This is a genomic window from Natronococcus pandeyae (assembly GCF_008122205.1).
Lineage (GTDB): Archaea > Halobacteriota > Halobacteria > Halobacteriales > Natrialbaceae > Natronococcus > Natronococcus pandeyae.
Genome location: NZ_PHNJ01000025.1, coordinates 1 through 18,311 on the forward strand (window position 1 = coordinate 1; position 18,311 = coordinate 18,311).

At 63.1% G+C, this 18,311-nt stretch carries 17 protein-coding genes; 8 read left to right on the forward strand and 9 right to left on the reverse strand.

The annotated features are described in order from the left end of the window. Positions 1 to 390: hypothetical protein (locus tag CV102_RS26310; protein ID WP_187433107.1), on the forward strand; the 390-nt coding region annotated here is incomplete at its 5' end. 1,137 nt (positions 391 to 1,527) lie between these two features. Continuing rightward, the gene (locus tag CV102_RS24595; RefSeq protein WP_148860644.1) at positions 1,528 to 1,989 is read left to right on the forward strand and encodes a hypothetical protein; all 462 of its coding nucleotides are present in this window, start codon (positions 1,528 to 1,530) and stop codon (positions 1,987 to 1,989) included. Positions 1,990 to 2,153: 164 nt separating this feature from the next. Here CV102_RS24595 and CV102_RS24600 read toward each other — a convergent pair whose 3' ends face one another. Beyond that, positions 2,154 to 2,351 carry a hypothetical protein gene (locus tag CV102_RS24600; protein ID WP_187433108.1) on the reverse strand — a complete coding sequence of 66 codons (198 nt, stop codon included), beginning with the start codon at positions 2,349 to 2,351 and terminating at the stop codon, positions 2,154 to 2,156. A 448-nt stretch (positions 2,352 to 2,799) separates the two neighbouring features. Here CV102_RS24600 and CV102_RS24605 point away from each other — a divergent pair, with 448 nt between their 5' ends. After that, positions 2,800 to 3,951: a hypothetical protein gene (locus CV102_RS24605; protein ID WP_148860645.1), complete on the forward strand. Its 1,152-nt coding sequence runs from the start codon at positions 2,800 to 2,802 to the stop codon at positions 3,949 to 3,951. A gap of 143 nt (positions 3,952 to 4,094) precedes the next feature. Here the strand turns inward: CV102_RS24605 and larC are convergent, their stop codons facing one another. Next, positions 4,095 to 5,477, reverse strand: a complete 1,383-nt coding sequence (larC, locus tag CV102_RS24610) for a nickel pincer cofactor biosynthesis protein LarC (RefSeq protein WP_148860646.1) — start codon at positions 5,475 to 5,477, stop codon at positions 4,095 to 4,097. Positions 5,478 to 5,699: 222 nt separating this feature from the next. Between larC and CV102_RS24615 the strand changes: the two genes are divergently transcribed. Both CV102_RS24615 and CV102_RS24620 read left to right on the forward strand, forming a co-directional pair. Beyond that, on the forward strand, positions 5,700 to 7,928 hold the full coding sequence (locus CV102_RS24615) for a CDC48 family AAA ATPase (RefSeq protein ID WP_148860647.1): 2,229 nt from the start codon (positions 5,700 to 5,702) through the stop codon (positions 7,926 to 7,928). A gap of 431 nt (positions 7,929 to 8,359) precedes the next feature. Beyond that, positions 8,360 to 8,632, forward strand: coding sequence for a hypothetical protein (locus CV102_RS24620; RefSeq protein WP_148860648.1), 273 nt, complete (start codon positions 8,360 to 8,362; stop codon positions 8,630 to 8,632). 29 nt (positions 8,633 to 8,661) lie between these two features. Here CV102_RS24620 and CV102_RS24625 read toward each other — a convergent pair whose 3' ends face one another. The 7 genes from CV102_RS24625 to CV102_RS24655 all read right to left on the reverse strand — a co-directional run bounded on the left by CV102_RS24625 (position 8,662) and on the right by CV102_RS24655 (position 16,542). After that, on the reverse strand, positions 8,662 to 9,588 hold the full coding sequence (locus CV102_RS24625) for a DMT family transporter (RefSeq protein WP_148860649.1): 927 nt from the start codon (positions 9,586 to 9,588) through the stop codon (positions 8,662 to 8,664). 167 nt (positions 9,589 to 9,755) lie between these two features. Next, on the reverse strand, positions 9,756 to 10,118 hold the full coding sequence (locus CV102_RS24630; RefSeq protein WP_148860650.1) for a DUF7344 domain-containing protein: 363 nt from the start codon (positions 10,116 to 10,118) through the stop codon (positions 9,756 to 9,758). A 150-nt stretch (positions 10,119 to 10,268) separates the two neighbouring features. Next, the gene (locus CV102_RS24635) at positions 10,269 to 11,594 is read right to left on the reverse strand and encodes an ABC transporter ATP-binding protein (protein ID WP_148860651.1); all 1,326 of its coding nucleotides are present in this window, start codon (positions 11,592 to 11,594) and stop codon (positions 10,269 to 10,271) included. Further along, on the reverse strand, positions 11,591 to 12,874 hold the full coding sequence (locus CV102_RS24640) for an ABC transporter ATP-binding protein (protein ID WP_148860652.1): 1,284 nt from the start codon (positions 12,872 to 12,874) through the stop codon (positions 11,591 to 11,593). Before CV102_RS24640 ends, CV102_RS24635 begins: the two co-directional genes overlap by 4 nt. Beyond that, positions 12,871 to 13,866, reverse strand: coding sequence for an ABC transporter permease (locus tag CV102_RS24645; protein ID WP_148860653.1), 996 nt, complete (start codon positions 13,864 to 13,866; stop codon positions 12,871 to 12,873). The genes CV102_RS24640 and CV102_RS24645 overlap by 4 nt, the downstream gene beginning before the upstream one ends. Beyond that, entirely contained in the window at positions 13,863 to 14,852 is a 990-nt protein-coding gene (locus CV102_RS24650; RefSeq protein ID WP_148860654.1) for an ABC transporter permease, read from the reverse strand. Before CV102_RS24650 ends, CV102_RS24645 begins: the two co-directional genes overlap by 4 nt. 82 nt (positions 14,853 to 14,934) lie before the next feature. Then, entirely contained in the window at positions 14,935 to 16,542 is a 1,608-nt protein-coding gene (locus CV102_RS24655; protein ID WP_148860655.1) for an ABC transporter substrate-binding protein, read from the reverse strand. A 160-nt stretch (positions 16,543 to 16,702) separates the two neighbouring features. Here CV102_RS24655 and CV102_RS24660 point away from each other — a divergent pair, with 160 nt between their 5' ends. The 3 genes from CV102_RS24660 to CV102_RS24670 all read left to right on the forward strand — a co-directional run bounded on the left by CV102_RS24660 (position 16,703) and on the right by CV102_RS24670 (position 18,306). Next, positions 16,703 to 17,344, forward strand: coding sequence for a reverse transcriptase-like protein (locus CV102_RS24660; protein ID WP_148860656.1), 642 nt, complete (start codon positions 16,703 to 16,705; stop codon positions 17,342 to 17,344). Between the two features lie 101 nt (positions 17,345 to 17,445). Further along, entirely contained in the window at positions 17,446 to 17,898 is a 453-nt protein-coding gene (locus tag CV102_RS24665) for a DUF2240 family protein (RefSeq protein WP_148860657.1), read from the forward strand. A gap of 24 nt (positions 17,899 to 17,922) precedes the next feature. Next, a complete protein-coding gene (locus CV102_RS24670; RefSeq protein ID WP_148860658.1) occupies positions 17,923 to 18,306 on the forward strand; it encodes a hypothetical protein in 384 nt (127 codons plus the stop codon). Positions 18,307 to 18,311 lie beyond the last annotated feature (5 nt).

The following is an 18,311-nucleotide window of genomic DNA, read 5'->3' on the forward strand; positions in this document are numbered from 1 at the left end:
CTCATGTTCATGGGGTTCGCCGGAACAGCGGCGGCTCAAGACGTCGACATCGGGCTTGACGCTAGCGGCGGTGACGGCGGTGACGGCGGTGACGCAGTCAACTTCGCCGAGGTGAATCAGCAGAACTCCAACAGTCAGGTAGCTGCTGCTGAGGCAAGCGTGTCTAATGGTGCTGCTGATCACGACAAGAAAGACAAGAAGCACGACAAGAAAGACAAGAAACACAATGGTAACGGCGCGTTCGCCAGCGCTGGAGTGTCTCAGACCCAGTTCGTAAACCAGCAGAACTTCGCTGACGTGGACCAGACTGCTTTCGCCGGTGACGGTGGCGACGGCGGCGACGCCGGCAACGTTAGCGATGTCGACATCCAGATCGATATCGACACCTAATCGATAGAACTGTATTACGGCTTTTTTTGCTGTGAATTGCCGTTCCATACGGACGATCAGACCAATTTTATCGAGGGTTCTGGCTCCGTACCCTGTCGATCATCGCCGAACAACGGCTAGCGGCCACGGGTCCGCCTATCCGAGTACAGTAACTGTCGTCGACAAGTCCCGGCACCCTCCGCAACGACTGCGGGCTCTCAGGTGGCCGAGAGCGAAAGCGTGATTCTGATGCTCGCAGCGCTTACCAGTGATGTCGAAATGGATCACAGTGGCCATCCGGGAACTCGCCGTCCCAGGTTGTTCGATATGGATCGATCTCTTGGAGTGGACGATGTGTGACGTCGTGACTCTCGAGTAACTCTACCGTCTCGAACGGGTTTCTACGGAACTGACTATCATGACCACATAGAACGTACCGATCGGTGGTGTGGCGAGCACGTCCATCTGATAGCGGGAGGATATCCTCGTAGATCCTTCTCACCGACGCGACCCGGACCGCTCGAGTGTCTGTCGACGGCGCTGAACACGACCGCAAACGGGGGGCGACGGAGCCGCCGAAACCGTCGGGACCGGACCCCAAGAGAGGATGATGCCGACGAATAACGGATTCGCCGTTCGAACAGGCGCGTGACTGGGTTCGAGCCGTCGGGCTTGATCGATTCGTCGCAGAGAGCTCAGTTCGCCTGCGGCTATCGGAACGGGACTCGTCGAAGAGAATTGACCTCTCGAGGCTAGCGCTCCGCCAGAGGCATCGACGGTGAAACAATCGAGGAGCCCCCTCTGTTCGGCAGTAATGAATTGTATATGTCCTGTGCTCGTCGACGTTGCACGTTTTTTGTCGGTATTGTATTCAGTCGTTGTGAACACCGGATCGAAACCGGTGACTCGATCAGGGGACGACTACCGGTGAAACGATTCCAGCCGTTCAAAACGAACCGGGTGGTTCGACGACGTAGCGAGAGACCGATGGTGGCTCTCGGTGGAGGAACATTCAACATGAATAGACAGACGGCGAGCATAGTACTCATCGGACTTGGACTAACTCTCGGCGTAGTCGTCGCTGCGGGAGTTTTTGGCGCCCCGCTCGTAGCGAGCGCGACCGACCTCGCCGATGACGAATCGAACGGCACTGAAACGATGACTGAAACGGAATTCCACTGGGGAACGGTGACCCACGAAACCGACCCCGAGACTGGCGAAACGCACGTCGACGTGGTCGTCGAAGAATCGAGTGACGTTTCCGTCTCGACGACGACGGAGTCCGGCGCGACGGACGACCACGCCGACGAAAACGAACTGACCGACACCGAGACGTTTCCATGGGGTGCGGTGACCTACACGGATGACTCCGATACCGACGCGGCCCACGTCGACGTGATCGTCGACGCCGAGGAGGCCGTCTCCCTCTCGGTAACCACGGTCTCCGACGACGGAACCGAATCGACGTCGACGGCGGTCGTCCAGGCGGACGGCGAGCCCGGCGAAGACGGTGAAGACGGTGCTGACGGCGAGGTAAGCACCAGCGTGAACGTCTCACAGTCGACGAGCACGTCTCTCGGAGATGACTCGATCGACATCGATATCGACATCGACGACTGATCCGACTGTCGCCGTGATACCTCCTTTGTCGACGAGCCGATCGTAGCGACCGGTGTCTCCTCGGTGATCGCCAGTCACACTTTCCTGCAGCCGTTCGCGATCTGTTCCGGAGTCGAAAGACGAACCGACGCCGGAGTTTGCGAGCGAGCGCCGTCTCGTGCTCGTCACTCGATTTGTCTCTTCTGTGCCGCGGGTACTGCATGTTCGACACGCTGGGCGATCTCGCGGATCGCTACTCCAGTCTCTCGAACCACCCTCGCCGCGTCGTCGTCCTCCGCGCTCACGTCGTACACTTCGCTGTCGACGTCGCTTGCGATTTTCACCGTCACCTCATACCACTCGCCGTCGACCTCGAGCGCCACTGTCTCGAGATCGTGGGCAGCCGGACGGCACCGACGATCGAGAAAACCGCATGGATCAGTTCGCTTTGGCGATTCCAGATATCGACCGCGTCCGTGACACCCGGTGGACGTCCCTTCGGGTTCGATGATGGAGATGGAGGACAGCCGTTCAGCCGATACCTCGCTACAGTACGGTAATCCTTATTCGAGAGCAGGCGGCCACTCGTCGCCGGACATCCCTCGAAACGAGTTCGTTGATCGTTGCTTTCACAAAACCGGTCCGTTGACAGGGAATACTCCTCTATTTAGTTTCAATTTCTTCATAACAAAAGCAAGTAATACTGTTTGAGAATCGTGTATGGTACGCGAGGAAGCTAACACCGACAGTAGATTCAAACGGAGAACATATCTACAAGGAATCGCCGCAGCCGGCGCGGCCGGTGCGGTCGGGTTGGGTGGACTATCGACAATGTCTGCAGATGCACAGCAAGAGACCGCCCCTCAACAGAACCAGGGGAGCGTCGTCGCCGAGTTCTGCGAGACGTTCGTCCCCGGACCGCAGGTCAGACAGTGTATCGCGTGCGTCGAAGCACAGCCTGATTGCGACGTCCCATCCCCGTTGTTCCCGCTGTTTACGGGACTTACCGGGCAGTGTTTCACACCAGAGGAGATTCCCGAGGGTGCGGACTACGTCACGCTCAAGGCAGGACTGAACTGCTACATCGCCCCCGTCGAGTCAGGCGTCACCACGTTCTGTCTGCCGCCGGGTTCACCCGACATCAGCAACGCGACGTTCTACGAGTGCGATCCCGACGACCCACAACCCGCGCTCATGGACTTCACGGTGACCTGCGACGAGATCACCGTCACCACGATGAACATCCCCGACGGGGCGACGCTGACCGCGGTGGTTACCTTCCTCGACGCGGATGGCACCGAGACGGAGCAGACGTTCCAGGCTACCGTTCAGAACAACCAGACGACGTTCGCACTCCCCGGAAATCTCAACCCCACGAACCTCGTCGTTCTGCTCGACGACCTCGTACTTGACAATCAAGAGGTTGTCGCCGAAGATGCTCCGTGTACGCCCGAACCGCCGGACCCACCCGAGCCCGAGGATCCCCGCATCGAGAACCTCGAGGTGACCTGTGACGCGATCACGATCACGACGACGGACATCCCCGAAGGTGACACCCTCTTCGCGCAGGTGACCTTCGTCGGCGACATCGTCGAGACGTACAACGTGCCAGTTGGCGCGGATGGCGTCGCCGTAATTCCGCTTCCCGGCAACCTCGATCCCTCGTCCCTCCTCATCGTCTACGAGGATGACGTCCTGTTCGACGCGAACGTGCAGGCGATCGACGCCCCGTGTGCGGAGGTGCCACCAGAGCCGCCCGGACCGCCGGAGCCGCCCGAACCGCCGAAGAAAAAGAAGGGCAAAAAGAAACTCGAGGAGAAGAAGCGCGCTTACAAGCACAAGAAGCGCGAGTACGAGAAGTATAAAAAGAAACACGGGAACGGTTGCGTGAGCGAAAAAGAACTACAGAAGAAAAAGCGCGCCTACGAGCGCAAGAAGCGCGAGTACGAGAAGTATAAAAAGAACTATACGAAGTGCGAGTAGTCGTTCCCGGGTCGGTCTACTGGCTGCTCTTGGCCAGTGCTCGATCGTAGCGAACCAGGGCAACTTCGTTTCCGTTCTTCAGATACGCCGGTCGCGGGTAACGGACGGCCTGGTGACGATACGACGCTGCGTTCCGTTTCGGGTTACCGTTCGAAGGCGAATGCGTCTTCCGCGCGTCGCAACACCTCCCTGCGAGGCAGACCCGTCTCGGTCGCGACGGCCGCGACGTCGTCGTACTCCGCGCTGACATCGTAGACTGTCCCATCGGCGTCGCTTGCGACCTTCACCGTCACCTCGTGCGTCTCGCCCTCGACCTCGAGTGCCACCGTCTCGAACTCGCGCTGGGCGATCCAGCGGTGGGTCGCGCCGGCGTCGCGAACGCCGAGCGTCCCGGTCTCCTCGGCGAGCGCTCGCGCGACGCGCTCACGGTCTTCTGGCTTGCAGATCACCTTCACGAGGTGACCCGGACGAGACTTCTTCATCGTCGCCGGAAGAATAGAAACGTCCCGTGCGCCCGCGTCCGCGAGCGTCTCCTGAAGCCCGCCGAGCACCTCCGGCGTCGCGTCGTCGAGGTTGGTCTCGAGCACCGCGATATCGTCTTTCACGAGTTCGCGCCCGCCGTCGCCAACCAGCGCCCGGAGCACGTTCGGATGGGGATCGAGATCGTAGCCGCCGGCACCGTAACCCGAGTCCTCGAGGTCGAGCGACGGGAGCGAGTCGACGCCGTCGGCGAGGTGGCCGAGGATCGCCGCGCCGGTCGGTGTCAGCAGCTCCGCGTCGACCGGACCGCCGCGAAGCGGCCAGTCCGCTCGCTGGGCGATTTCGACGACCGCGGGCGTCGGGACGGGATACTCGCCGTGGCTCATCGAGACGGTCCCGCCGCCGGTCGCGAGCGGAGTCGTCACGATCCGTTCGGGCTCGAGGTCGTGAACCAGCAGAACTGCGCCGACGACGTCCGCAATCGCGTCGTCGGCACCGACCTCGTGGAAGTGAATCTCCTCGAGCGATTCGCCGTGGACGCTGGCCTCGGCCTCGCCCAGCAGTTCGAAGATCGCGAGCGCGTCGCGTTCGACCGCCGGCTCGAGCCCCATCCCCTCGACGATCTCGCAGACCTCGAGGTAACTGCGGTGGGGGCCGTGACCCTCGGCGCGGACGCCTTCGTCGTGGGCGTGGTCGTGTGCGCCATGCTCGTCGTGTGCGTGCTGGTGGTCATCTTCGCCGTGCTCGTGATCGGCCCCGTGGCCGTGTTCGTGACCGTGGTTGCCGTCGTGCGGGTGCTCGTGCCCATCGTCGCGGCTCTGTTCGTGCTCGTCCGAACCGTCACTGCCGGCGTCGGCGTCGGTCAGGAGCACGTCCACGCTCGTCGCCGCGATGCCGCTCTTGACTGCCTCGTCGATCCGATACTCGAGGTCCAGCGCCGTCGTGACGGGCTCGAGGGCCGCCGGGTCGGCCCCGGCGTCGAGCAACGCGGCGAGGATCATGTCGCCGCTTGCACCCATTCGGCCGTCGAACGCGAGCGTTTGCATACTCCAACGGGCGATCGGAGGACTCAAAAAGGCACCTTCTCAGTTTCTGCAAAACGGTTTTCAGTTCCTGCAGAAGGCTCAAAACCCACCGAAGCCGGTACATCTATGTATCCTCCCATCTGAATTAGATGTGGTGTTACCTAGCACGGTGGAGATTAACGCTAGCAAAAAACATATCCGCTCCCGAATCGGAATCACTGACATCGCCGTCCATCCCGAATCATGAACGAAGTCCAACTGGAGGTCGCGAAGGCATACCCGAACGACTCGGGTCGTGGCATCGCCCGACTCGACCCGGACACGCTGTTGCATTTAAAGCTCAGTCCGGGCGACATAATCGAGATCGAAGGTGCAGATACGACTGCCGCGAAGGTGTGGCGTGCTGACCGGCAGGACTGGAACACCGATACCGTCCGCATCGACGGATTCACCAGGCAGAACGCCGACGTCGGTATCGGCGAACGGGTGACCATCCGGAAAGCGGAGGCGACGAAGGCCGATAAACTGGTCCTCGCGCCGCCGGAGGAGGCGTCGGTCCAGTTCGGATCGGACGCCGCCGGCATGGTGAAACGCCAGATCCTGAAGCGTCCGGTCGTCGGCCGGGACATCGTTCCCGTGATGTCCTCGACGAACCATCCGTTTATGCGGTCGCCCGGTCAGGCGATCCCGCTGATCGCCGTCGAAACCGAACCGGAGGGCGTGGTCCTCATCACTGAGGATACGGACGTCGAACTCCGGGAGGAGCCGATCTCCGGCTTCGAGAAGACCGGTGGCGGGATCACCTACGAGGACATCGGCGGCCTGCAAGGCGAGATCCAGCGCGTGCGCGAGATGGTGGAGTTGCCGATGAAACATCCCCAGATCTTCAAGAAACTGGGGATCGAGCCGCCCCAGGGCGTCCTGTTACACGGACCGCCAGGGACGGGGAAGACGCTGCTCGCCAAGGCGGTCGCCAACGAGACCTCCGCCAGTTTCTTCTCCATCGCCGGCCCCGAGATCATCTCGAAGTACTACGGGGAGTCCGAACAGCAGTTACGCGAGATCTTCGAGGACGCGAGCGAGGAGTCGCCCGCCATCATCTTCATCGACGAACTCGATTCGATCGCGCCCAAGCGCGAAGACGTGACCGGCGAGGTCGAGCGCCGCGTCGTCGCCCAACTGCTCACGATGATGGACGGCCTCGAGGCTCGCGGCCAGGTCATCGTCATCGCAGCGACCAACCGGGTCGACTCGGTCGACCCCGCACTCCGTCGACCGGGCCGATTCGACCGCGAGATCGAGATCGGCGTCCCCGACGAGGTGGGTCGCGAGGAGATTCTCCAGATCCACACGCGCGGCATGCCGCTCTCGGACGACGTCAACCTCGCACACCTGGCCGACGAGACCCACGGCTTCGTCGGCGCCGACATCGAGTCGCTGACGAAGGAGGCCGCGATGAAGGCCCTTCGCCGGTACCTGCCCGAGATCGATCTCGACGAGGAGGATATCCCGCCGAGCCTGATCGACCGGATGATCGTCAAGCGCCAGGACTTCCGCGGCGCGCTGAACGAGGTCGAGCCCTCGGCGATGCGGGAGGTTCTCGTCGAACTCCCCAAGATCTCTTGGGACGACGTCGGCGGACTACACGACGCCAAGGATCAGGTCAAGGAGTCCGTCGAGTGGCCGCTGAACAACCCCGACCGGTTCGAGCGGCTCGGAATCGATCCACCGGCCGGCGTCCTGCTGTACGGCCCGCCGGGCACCGGAAAGACGCTCATGGCCAAGGCCGTCGCCAACGAGACCAACGCGAACTTCATCTCGGTGCGCGGCCCGCAGCTGCTCTCGAAGTGGGTCGGCGAGTCCGAGAAGGCGATCCGCCAGACCTTCCGCAAGGCGCGGCAGGTCTCCCCGACGGTGGTCTTCTTCGACGAACTCGACGCGCTGGCACCGGGCCGCGGCGGCGAGGTCGGCTCGAACGTCTCCGAGCGCGTCGTCAACCAGCTACTCACCGAACTCGACGGCCTCGAGGAGATGGAGAACGTGATGGTCATCGGCGCGACGAACCGACCGGACATGATCGATCCCGCGCTGTTGCGCTCTGGTCGATTCGACCGGCTGGTCATGATCGGCGAGCCCGACATGGAGGGTCGCGAACGTATCCTCGACATCCACACGGAGGGGACGCCGCTGGCGGCAGACGTCAACCTGCGCGAGATCGCCGAGATCACGGACGGCTACGTCGGCAGTGACCTCGAGTCGATCGCCCGCGAGGGAGCGATCGAAGCACTGCGCGAGGATCACGACGCTGACGTCGTCGAGATGCGCCACTTCCGACAGGCCATGGAGAACGTCCGACCGACGATCACCGACGACATCCTCGACTACTACGAGCAGATCGAAGAGGAGTTCCAGGGCGGCTCGAGCGGTCCCGACCCGACCGGTCGTCGGGGCAGCCGGATCGGCTTCCAGTAGCCCCATCGCGCGGCACGGCGACGGTCGCCCGACGCCGCGTTCGCGGCGACCATCGTTCAGCGTTCGAACGTTGGTCTGAACTGATAATAGGGTCCGGTTTCTGAGCGTTCTCTGTCTACTTTCGAACGAATATTTGGCAGTACCATCTCCGAGACGGTCGAACACCGTCGCTCGGAAATGGAGGACCGTCGAGTTCGTTCCATCGAGCGAACGGTCCGAACTGTTCGTCGAAACGAATGATTGTACGCGTCGAGAGCGTGTGCAACTCCGTCAGCCGAGCGTCTGACGGAGCGTTGCAGAACAACCGTTCACTCGCGCTCGATTCGGTTCAGCTAGACCCTTACTCGAGTGAATTCTCCGCAATCAGTCGAAACGGTCTCGCCGATATATGTGCGACCGCAGTCGACCACTATCCGTCTCCAGGTGTTTCGATGTCGAGCCCCCCAACAACCCACGACTCCCGCACTTCTCCCTCCAGTGAGAGCACCGAAAAACAGGACACCGACGGCGTTATCGAGCGGCTCTTCCCCACGCTCGCCGACCCCATTCGAAAGACCGGGTTCTGGACGGCGATCGTGCTGCCGTTCCTGTACGTCCCCCTGCTCGTAACCGGGCTGTCGACGGCGACCGAGACCGGGACGTTTCTCCTCTTGCTGGCGGTCAACCTCCTCGCACTCTACGTCGGTCACGCACACCGACAGTAGAGTTCGGGCCTTTCCGTTCTTTGCTCGGCTTACTGCCCGGAGCGACGCCGTCCGGCGGCGACGACCTCCTGGCGGAGCGCGCGGCGCTTGACGAGAACGAAGCCAACCGCGATCAGCGTGAAGCCGGCGACGGTCGTCGCACCGACGACCTCACCGAGGTAGAGCCAGCCGACGAGCGCCGTAAAGACCGGGGCGACGTAGGAAACCATGTTGATCTCCACCGCGCCGAGTCGCTCGAGCAGGTCGAAGTAGAGCAGGAAGCCGAACGCGCTCGCGGCCAGCGCCAGGTACGCTAACGCGCCGATCGCCTCGGGATCGGTCCAGGTCGCGGGCTCGATCGGTTCGGCGAGCGCGAGACTCACGAGGTGCATCAGGAGGGCGCCGCCGAGCATCGACCAGGCCTCCATCGTCTCGATCGGAAGCGGCGCGTCGATGCGTCGCGTGAGGACGCTCCCGAGTGCGAACGCTGCCGCCGCACAGAAGACGAGAAACTTCGCCACGGCGTCCGTCGCAAGCAGATTCGAGGGATCCGGCTGGACGACGACGGCGACGCCAAGTAGACCAACGAGGACACCGACGACGCCGATAGCGGAGAGCGCGTCGGACGGGACCAGAGCCCGCGCGAACCCGGTGGTCAACACCGGCGAAAGGCTCACCAGTACGGCGGCGGCAGCCGCCGTCGTGTTCTGCTGGCCGACGAACAGAAACACGTGGTAGGCCGCGATCAACAGGACGGCGCCGACGACGACCGTCGCCCACTCGGCCCGTCCCACGGGTCGCCAGTGATCGACGGCGTACATCGCGTACGCGAGCATCACCACACCCGCGATGTCGTACCGGAGTGCGGCGAACAAGACGGGAGGGAAGTGGTCGAGCCCCGCGCTGATTGCGACGAACGAACTCCCCCAGACAGCCGCGAGAACGAGAAAGAGAGCGGCGTTTCGGTATCGGCTCACACTCGCCGTTTCACGAGTGAGGATCTATGCGTTTCGAATCGAAACGAACATCGAGCGAGATCGAGCGGAAGATGACCGAACTCGAGAGGCTGGCAGCGCACGGTGGTCGGTGTGAGTCTCGGATCAGACGACCCGAGACAACCTCGGGTGCGATGGGCTGAGGCGTTTTAGAGCAACGGTCGCTCGCGAATCTCGGGCTTCTCTTCGGTCTGTTTGAACTGCTCGAGCAGCGGTCGAATGTCGTCGAACCCGTCCTTGAGCACGACGTCGCCGCTTCGCAGATCGTAGTCGATGATATCGTAGTCCGCGAGCCGCGGCAGGTGGTTGTGAGCGAGCGAGACGTAGACGCGCTGTCTGTGGTCAGAGTCGAGCGACCCGTCGTCCTCGCGCTCCCACGCGGCGATCCGGGAGGTAATCTCCTCGAGGTTTCCGCGGCGGTTCTCGGCGAGCTGGTAGAGCAGATACCGGCGTTCCGATTCGGCTAACAGCGAACATGCGGCCTCCATACGAGAGTGGGTCGTCTGCGTCATACCAGAGGAAAGCCACCGTTTGTAATTACACCTGCTGCCAAAACGAATTGGCTCTTCACTCTCGATGATAGTCATTCTGTTTTTTAGGTAGTCCGCTGTTCCGAAGTTCTATCGGGCGAGAAGACTCGAGCTGCCGGTTCTCGTGTCAGCCTACTGCAGCGGCTCCGTCCCTTCGTGTCGGTCGGCCGCCTCGCCGTAGAGGTGACACGCAGCCGGGTGACCTCCGTTCCCGAGATCGGGATTCTGTCGCTCACAGACGCTCTCGTACTCTTCGCGCAACTGCGCTGCGGCCTCGTCCCAGTTGCCCCTCGCCAGTTCCGCCAGTGCTCGCTCGACGATCTCCTCGTGGGCTGCGGGGAGATCCGTGTCGAGGAGTCGGTTTCGAAGGGCCTCGACGAACGCGGGCACGTCTTCGTCGGGGACGGTGCCATCGTCGAGGTCGAACTGGTCCTCGTCGCCGACCGTCTCGAGCGAGATGTCGCGTCGCTCGACGCGCTCGCGCAGGGTCATCAGTTCGCGGTAGGTCTCCTGATCGATCTCGAGTTCCTCGGGCGAGATGACCTGCGGACACCGGGTCCGGAACCGACAGCCGCTCGGCGGATCCCGGGGAGAGGGGACGTCGCCGGCGAGGGTCTCCCGATCGCGGTCTCGCTCGTCGGTCGACGCGCGCGGGACGCTCTCGAGCAGCGCCTGCGTGTAGGGGTGTTTCGGGTCGTCGAACAGCTCCTGTACGGGCCCGATCTCGACGATCTCGCCGAGGTACATCACGGCGACGCGGTCACAGACGTGGCGGATCACGGAGAGATCGTGGCTGATCAGCAGGTATGTGAGATCGAACTCCGCCTGCAGATCGTCGAGCAGGTTCAGCACCTGAGCCTGGACCGACACGTCGAGCGCCGAGGTCGGCTCGTCGAGCACGATGAACTCCGGCTCGAGCGCGAGCGCGCGGGCGATGCCGATTCGCTGGCGCTGTCCGCCGGAGAACTCGTGGGGATAGCGGTCGAGCTGATCGGCCGAGAGGCCGACGCGCTCCAGGAGGTCTCGCACCCGTTCGCGTCGCTCGTCGTCCGTGCCGATCTCGTGAACGTCGAGGGGTTGCTGGACGGTTTCGCCGACCGTCATCCGGGGATCGAGACTCGAGAACGGATCCTGGAAGACGACCTGTGCTTCCCGTCGGAAGTCGGTGAGTTCGCTGCCGGAGAGATCGTACACGTTGTCGCCGTCGAACTCGACCTGGCCGTCCGTCGGCTCCTGCAGTCGCAGGAGCGTCTCGCCTGTGGTCGACTTACCACAGCCGGATTCGCCGACCAGGCCGAGCGTTTCACCCTCCCTGATCTCGAAGCTCACGCCGTCGACCGCCCGGACCGGCACCGGCTCGTCGCCCAGCAACCGGTCCAAGATCGAGTCCTGTTCCCAGAAATACTTCTGGAGGTCATCGACGCGAACGAGCGGTCGTTCCGATCGGTCGGTGCTCACAGTCCACCACCTCCAGAGTCCTCGACGGGTGACTGCGTTCGCTCGGGCTGCACGTCCTCTTCGGTCCGATCCGGATCGGCGTGCTTGTCCGCGGCGGTCCGCTCGGTTTCGTCGAAGTAGTCCGGGGGAAGCGCTCGCCCTTCGTCGTAGTCTCGTTCCGCGAGCACGCAGCGGACCTCGTGGTCTCCGCGTTCGTCGGCGTCGAACTCGGGCGGATGGTCGAGACAGTCCTCCATCGCCTTCGGACACCGGTCGGCGAAGTGACACCGGTCTTCCATTTCGTGGTCGAGGAGGGTCGGAACGTTACCCGGAATCGGCTGGAGTCGGCGGTTTGCACCCTCCAGGTCGGGTACCGAGCCGAGCAGGCCCTCGGTGTAGGGGTGAACGTGTTCGTCGAAGGTGTCGGTGAGCGATCCTCGCTCGACGATTTCGCCGGCGTACATCACGCCGACTCGGTCACACATGCGCGCGATGACGCCGAGGTTGTGCGTGATCAGCAGGATCGTCATTCCCGTCTCCTTCTGGAGGTCGTCGAGGAGGTCGAGCACCTGCGCCTGGATGGTCACGTCGAGTGCCGTCGTCGGCTCGTCGGCGACCAGGATATCCGGCTCGCCGGCGAGCGCCTGGGCGATCATCGCCCGCTGAAGCATCCCGCCGGAGTACTCGTGGGGGTACTCGTCGGCGCGCTCGACCGGATCAGGGATCCCGACCAGTTCCAGCAGTTCGATCGCCCGCTCGCGGCTCTCGTCGCTGACGTACTTCTTGGACGGCAACACCGTCGAGAGCATCAACGATCCCAGCGAGTACTCTTCGGACTCGGTTCGAGCGCGGGTCGACCGGGGGCGGGCGCTGGCCCGCCGCTGGACCTCGACGGCTTCGGCGAGTTGCTCGCCGACAGTGAGCGTCGGGTTGAAACTGCTCTCCGGATCCTGGAAGATCATGCTGAACGACGTTCCCCGGAGCGACTGCCTGATGGCTGGGGGCAACTCGAGCAGGTTCACGAACTCTCCGTCGACTGCACCCGGATGGTCGTCGCCGACGGTCTCGGCGAAGTCGGCGTTCCGGTACCGGATCTCGCCCTCGGTAATCTCTCCCGGGGGTTCGATCAGGTCCATGATCGAGCGAGCGGTGACGCTCTTTCCGCTCCCGCTCTCGCCGACGATCCCGAAGACCTCCCCGCGTTCGATCGTCAGGTCGAGGTCCGAGACCGCGTTTACCTGTCCCTCCTGCGTGAAAAACCGCGTCGAAAGACCGCGTACTTGTAGTATATCCTCTGTCATCGTCCTTCTCCCTCGATGTTCGGATCCAGTGCGTCGCGGAACCAGTCGCCGAGCAGGTTGACGCTGATCACTGCCAACACGATGCCGATCCCCGGGAACATCGAAACCCACGGCCGAGTCCTGAGGACGTCCTGCCCACGCTCGATCTCGTAGCCCCACGAGAGCGTCGTCCCGGAGAATCCGAGATACGCGAGCGAGGCCTCGAGCAGGATGATAACTGCGACCTGGATCGTCGCGAGGACGATTATCGGTGTCAGACTGTTCGGGAGTACGTGTTTGAGCAGAATCGTTTTGTTGCTCGTTCCGAAGCTCCGCGCCGCCTTGACGTACTCTTCGTTGCGGATCGACAGCGCCTCGCCGCGGGCGACGCGGGCGAACCAGACCCAGGTGACGAGCGCGACGACGATGGTGACAGTCCCTGGTATCGGAATCGATTCGGGCATCCCGTCGGCGAGGCCGGCCATCACGATCGGATCTGGGACCATGACCGGTGACTCCCCGAACACGCCGATCAGGGCCAGTGCGAGCACGAGTGCCGGAAACGCCAGCATGGTGTCCGCGATGCGCATCAGTCCGTCGTCGACTCGCCCGCCGTAGTAGCCCGCGACGAGCCCGACCGGGACGCCGATCGCCAGCGCCATACTCGTCCCGAGAATCCCGACGAGTAGCGAGACTCGCGCCCCGTAGAGGAACCGCGAGTAGACGTCCTGTCCGACGTTGTTCGTCCCGAGAACGTGCTCGGTGGTCGGCTCGACCGTTATCTCGACGATATCACCCTCGTGCGGGGTCTGCGTCGTATACTCGTGTCCGAGCGGCGGGTACTCGGCGCCCTGTTCGTCGTAGTGTCCCGTTCGCGTCGGGTCGTGCGTGGCCAGAAGCGGCGCGAATATCGCCATGAAGACGATCGAAACCAGCAGTAAGAGGCCGAGTTTCGGGAGCAAGCTCTCGGAGAACGTCTGTTTCAGATTGGATTTGACTCTCTCGGAGATCATTCTTCTCTCACCTGCGGATTGAGGTAGGAGTACAGCGCGTCGACGACGATGTTGATCGAGACGAACGCGATGGCAATGAACACGACGATACCCTGCATGAGCGGCCAGTCTCGCGCGTCCAGCGCGTCGATGAGACGGAGTCCGAGTCCCGGCCAGTTGAACACCGTCTCCGTGATAACCGCACCACCCATCAGGGTCCCCATCTGGAGCCCGAGGACGGTGATGATCGGAATCATCGTGTTGCGCAGCACGTGCTTGTACCGAACCAGCACCGAGGGGAGTCCTTTCGCCTTACTCGCCGTGACGTACGGTTTGCCGAGTTCGTCGACCATGCCGCTCCGGGTGAGGCGAGTGATGAGCGCCGTAAAGTACGTTCCGAGCGTGATCGCCGGGAGCGTGATGTACTTCAACCAGATCCCCAGGTCGTAGACGGAGCCGTGCTGCACGAGCGTCGTAACGGCCTCGGCGAATCCGACGGGCCGGCGACCGGTCGGGAAGAGACCAGCCCAGACACCCAGCAACAAGATCAGCATGAGACCAAGCCAGAAGTTGGGCGTCGAGATGCCGAGCAGCGAGAACAGCGTCGCGCCGTAGTCGGAGGGCTCGTTCCGGCGCGTCGCCGAGATCACGCCCAGCGGAATCGCGATGACGATCGCGACGATCGTCGCGGCGATCGCGAGTTCGAGCGTCGCCGGAACCCGCTCGATCACCATCGCCTCGACCTGTCTGTTGGACCGCCAGGAGTAGCCGAAGTCACCGATGACCATTCCCTGGAGGTAGTCGAAGTACTGGACGTAGATCGGCTCGTTCAGCCCCTCCTGTTCGCGGACGTGCTCGATGAGTTCCTGCGTCGCTCCCTCCCCGAGCATCAGCGTCGCCGGATCGCCCGGAGACACTGCTCGGAGCCCGAACATGATCGTAATAACACCCCAGATGACGAATACACCCTGGAGTATCCGCCGAACGAGGAACTTCCCCATAGTCATAGGAACGTATTACCCGCCGTCATTGGAACGTATCGAGTGAACCGAGGGAGATGTAATTACGGTTTCGCTTTGCCCGGAGTTTCTACGTCTCCATCTCCCAGATGTAGACCGTTTCGTCCTCACGTGGGTCCCACTGGATATCTTCCCTGACGCCGTAGATGCTCTCCTGGGTGTGGAGGAACAGGAACGGCGCCTTCTCGTGGGCCAGTTGGTTGACTTCCTCGAGTTGCGCTCGTCGCTCGTCCGGGTCCTCGATCTCCTGGCTCTCGAGGATCGCGTCGCTGAGCTCTTCGTCGTCGAACGTTCGGGCCGGGTTGTCGGGGATGGTAAAGAAGCCCTGCACCCCGTAGTCGGTGTCGCCGGTGATGGTCCCCCAGCCGATCAGGTAGAACGGAATCTCGATCGTATCGGGATCGACCCCTGCCGAGTTCGCGTCGGAGACGACGCCGAAGTCCACGATATTCGCATCACAGCTGACGTTGTCGAGCTGGTCGATCTGGTCGGCGACGGTCTCGCCGACCTCGGCGTCGTTGAGGTACCGACCCTGCGGCACGGTGAGTTCGATCTCAGCGCCGCCGTAGCCGCTCTCCTCGACGAGGCTCTCGGCGGTACCGAGGTCCTGCTCGTAGGGTTCGATCTCGTCGTTGAAGCCGTTGATTCCGGGTGCAACCGGCTGACCTCGCGCTTCGCCGTAGCCGTTGAGCACCGAACTGACGATCTCCTCGTTGTCGACGGCGTAGTTCATCGCTTGCCGGAACTCCTCGCTATCGAACGGCTCGACCGTGTTCTTCATCGGACAGAAGATGTTCCGGAAGCTCGTCACCTCCCTGATCTCGATGTCGTCGGCCTCCTCAACGGTCGTGACGTCCTCCGGCAGGATATTGATCGTGAGGTCGGTCTCGGCGGTCTCGAGCGAGGCGACACGACCGCTGGATTCGCCGTCCGCGTTGAACGTCACGCGCTCGAACGGCGGTTCGTCGCCCCAGTAGTCGTCGAACCGCTCGAGGACGATCTCCTCGCCGGACGTGAAGTCGACGACTTCGTACGGGCCCGTCCCGTTGAAATCCTCGGGGTCGGCGCCGGAAATCGCCTCGTTCTCGGCGTCGTGATTCTCGATTGCCCACTCCATGTTGAGTGCACGGGCGTAGTTGCCGAACTCGAACTCCGCGAGTCCCGGCGCGGCGGCGTACTGGACCTCGAGCGTCGTGTCGTCGAGGGCCTCCGCGCCCTCGATCGAACCGAGGCCGAACGAGCCGATGTCGCTGACGACGCCCATGTCGGGGTCGACCGTCCGCTCGATCGTCCATGCGATGTCCTCTGCGGTCAGATCATCGCCGTTGTGGAACACCACGTCGTCCCGCAACTGGAGTTCGGTTGCACCCTCTCCCTCGAGGATCTCCCAGTCCTCGACGACGCGTGCGAAGATTCCCTCACCGGGTTCGAAGTCGAACAGCGGCTCGTAGATGTGGTCGTACACGTCGAAGTAGTCCCCGGTGATGTGGTCGAGGGGGTCGATGGTGTCCGGGAACTGCGACAGCGTAATCGTGATCTCGTCGGGGTCTTCGTCGTCGCCTGCGTCGGGATCGTCCAGACAGCCGGCAATAGCACCGAGCCCGGTCGTGGCTCCCGCGGCACCCGTGATCTTCAACAGCGTTCGTCGGTCGATGGCGTATCTCTTGGCACCCTTCATACCACATGGAAAAAGAGGCACGTCTTTAATAAGTGTTGGTGATTTTACCGTCTGCCCAGAGATGCTGTTTCTTCGAACGAAACGACTGTGCAAACGCAAATCTTTCGCACCTTGTGATATCGCCCACAAGCTTAAGTGAGCTACACCTCCTACATCGGGTATGGCCGCTCACGGCCGGTCTGCCCTGCGGGACCTGTTCGACGAGTCGCCCACGCCGCATATTGCCCATCCTCCGCGCACCCATCACCGTGACTTCTACGTCGCCACCGATGGGTCCTTCCGCGAGTCGGGTGGCGGTCTGGGCGCCGTCATCGAAACGCGCGACGGCACCCGTGTCGCTCGGATCGCGACCACGGACACGCCGCCGGACAACAACGTGGCCGAGTATCGGGCGCTTCACCTCGGATTGGACGTACTCGCTGCTCGAGCGCCGCGAGACGCCCGCGTCGGCGTCCTCGTCGACCACGACGCGCTCGCCAGCAACGTCAACAACACCGTCCTCGCGACGGGACACCCGGATAGAAAGCCGCCACGGCCGGTCTCGGTACCGGCGGCAACGCGCTATCACTGGCGCGGGATCCAGGCCCGACTCAACGGCTTCGCGGAGATTCGAGCCGCCCGGATCGACAGCGACCAGAACCCCGCACACCCGCTCGCGAACGCCCCGACCCAGTACCAGCACGTAAACCAGGAGGCCGATCGCTGTGTCCTCCCGGACCCCCCGGAGACGACGGCGGCGACCGAGTTCCCGCCACCGTCTCGAGCCGACCGCAACGGTGGCAGCGGACGAGCCTCCGACTGAGGCGACGACCGCCTCACTGGAGAGCGGTCGTCCAGGGGCGCGAGGTCCGACCTCGTTCTGAACCGCCACCGTTTTCTCGTCGCTAGAGAGAGTCGTGTTCGATGAGCCTTCGCGTCGCCGCTGCCGCCCCGTTCATCCAGAACGGGAGTCGTCGACTGCAGGAAAACGAGTTCGTCGTCGCCCTCTCGCTCGACCGCGACTGGTTCTCCCCCGATCAGGCGAAGCGACTGATCGACGTCGCCGTCCAGGAGGGACTGCTCGAGCACGAGGACGGCGAACTCGCGGCCACGTTCGATCCCGCCGAAGTGACGATTCCGGAGGAGTTCGTTCCGGAGGAGGACCTCCTCCAGGGACGGTCGGCGTTCGAGCGCGTTCTCGACGCGCTCGTCGCCGAGGGAATGGAGAAACACGAGGCGGTCGGCGCAATAAACGGCCTCCAGCAGGAGCTCGGACTCACGATCGAGGCCGCGGCCGTCGTCTACGCCCGCCGCGAGGGAATCGACGTCGACGACCTCGTCACCGTCGCACGCTCGGCGCTGATCGAAGAGCGTTAGGGTCCCGCCGACGGACCGAGAGGTATGGTCGAGGACCGGACCACCGACGGTCGACGGATCGCCGAACTGCTCGCGTCCGAACTGGACGGCCGCGAGGACGGGATACTCGCGGACGTCTCCGTTATCAACGCCGATCGCGACGTCGAACCGTCGGCGGACGGCGCCCGCGCCTACGACGTCGTCGTCGACGGACGTGAGGAACCGTTCGTGCGCGCGTTCGTCCACCCGGATCGAATCCACCTCGAGTTCGAGCGCGGCCAGGACGCGGCGGCAGATGCGGCGTCCGACGTCGAACTCCGGGTCCGGCCGAAGGCGACGAAGCCACCGAAGACGCTGGTGTTCGTCGAGAGCGGCGCGGCGGTCAAGCGGGCGACGGACGTGATTCAGGCCGTCGTCCGTGCGGAGTGATTTTT

What these genes read in the sequence shown, in the direction of transcription:
- CV102_RS24640 (WP_148860652.1), bottom strand. Translation starts at nt 12,874, where the DNA reads ATGACAGAGGATATACTACAAGTACGCGGTCTTTCGACGCGGTTTTTC.
- CV102_RS24605 (WP_148860645.1), top strand. Translation starts at nt 2,800, where the DNA reads ATGTCTGCAGATGCACAGCAAGAGACCGCCCCTCAACAGAACCAGGGG.
- CV102_RS24615 (WP_148860647.1), top strand. Translation starts at nt 5,700, where the DNA reads ATGAACGAAGTCCAACTGGAGGTCGCGAAGGCATACCCGAACGACTCG.
- CV102_RS24645 (WP_148860653.1), bottom strand. Translation starts at nt 13,866, where the DNA reads ATGATCTCCGAGAGAGTCAAATCCAATCTGAAACAGACGTTCTCCGAG.
- CV102_RS24655 (WP_148860655.1), bottom strand. Translation starts at nt 16,542, where the DNA reads ATGAAGGGTGCCAAGAGATACGCCATCGACCGACGAACGCTGTTGAAG.
- larC (WP_148860646.1), bottom strand. Translation starts at nt 5,477, where the DNA reads ATGCAAACGCTCGCGTTCGACGGCCGAATGGGTGCAAGCGGCGACATG.
- CV102_RS24630 (WP_148860650.1), bottom strand. Translation starts at nt 10,118, where the DNA reads ATGACGCAGACGACCCACTCTCGTATGGAGGCCGCATGTTCGCTGTTA.
- CV102_RS24665 (WP_148860657.1), top strand. Translation starts at nt 17,446, where the DNA reads ATGAGCCTTCGCGTCGCCGCTGCCGCCCCGTTCATCCAGAACGGGAGT.
- CV102_RS24595 (WP_148860644.1), top strand. Translation starts at nt 1,528, where the DNA reads ATGACTGAAACGGAATTCCACTGGGGAACGGTGACCCACGAAACCGAC.
- CV102_RS24650 (WP_148860654.1), bottom strand. Translation starts at nt 14,852, where the DNA reads ATGACTATGGGGAAGTTCCTCGTTCGGCGGATACTCCAGGGTGTATTC.
- CV102_RS24660 (WP_148860656.1), top strand. Translation starts at nt 16,703, where the DNA reads ATGGCCGCTCACGGCCGGTCTGCCCTGCGGGACCTGTTCGACGAGTCG.
- CV102_RS24670 (WP_148860658.1), top strand. Translation starts at nt 17,923, where the DNA reads ATGGTCGAGGACCGGACCACCGACGGTCGACGGATCGCCGAACTGCTC.
- CV102_RS24620 (WP_148860648.1), top strand. Translation starts at nt 8,360, where the DNA reads ATGTCGAGCCCCCCAACAACCCACGACTCCCGCACTTCTCCCTCCAGT.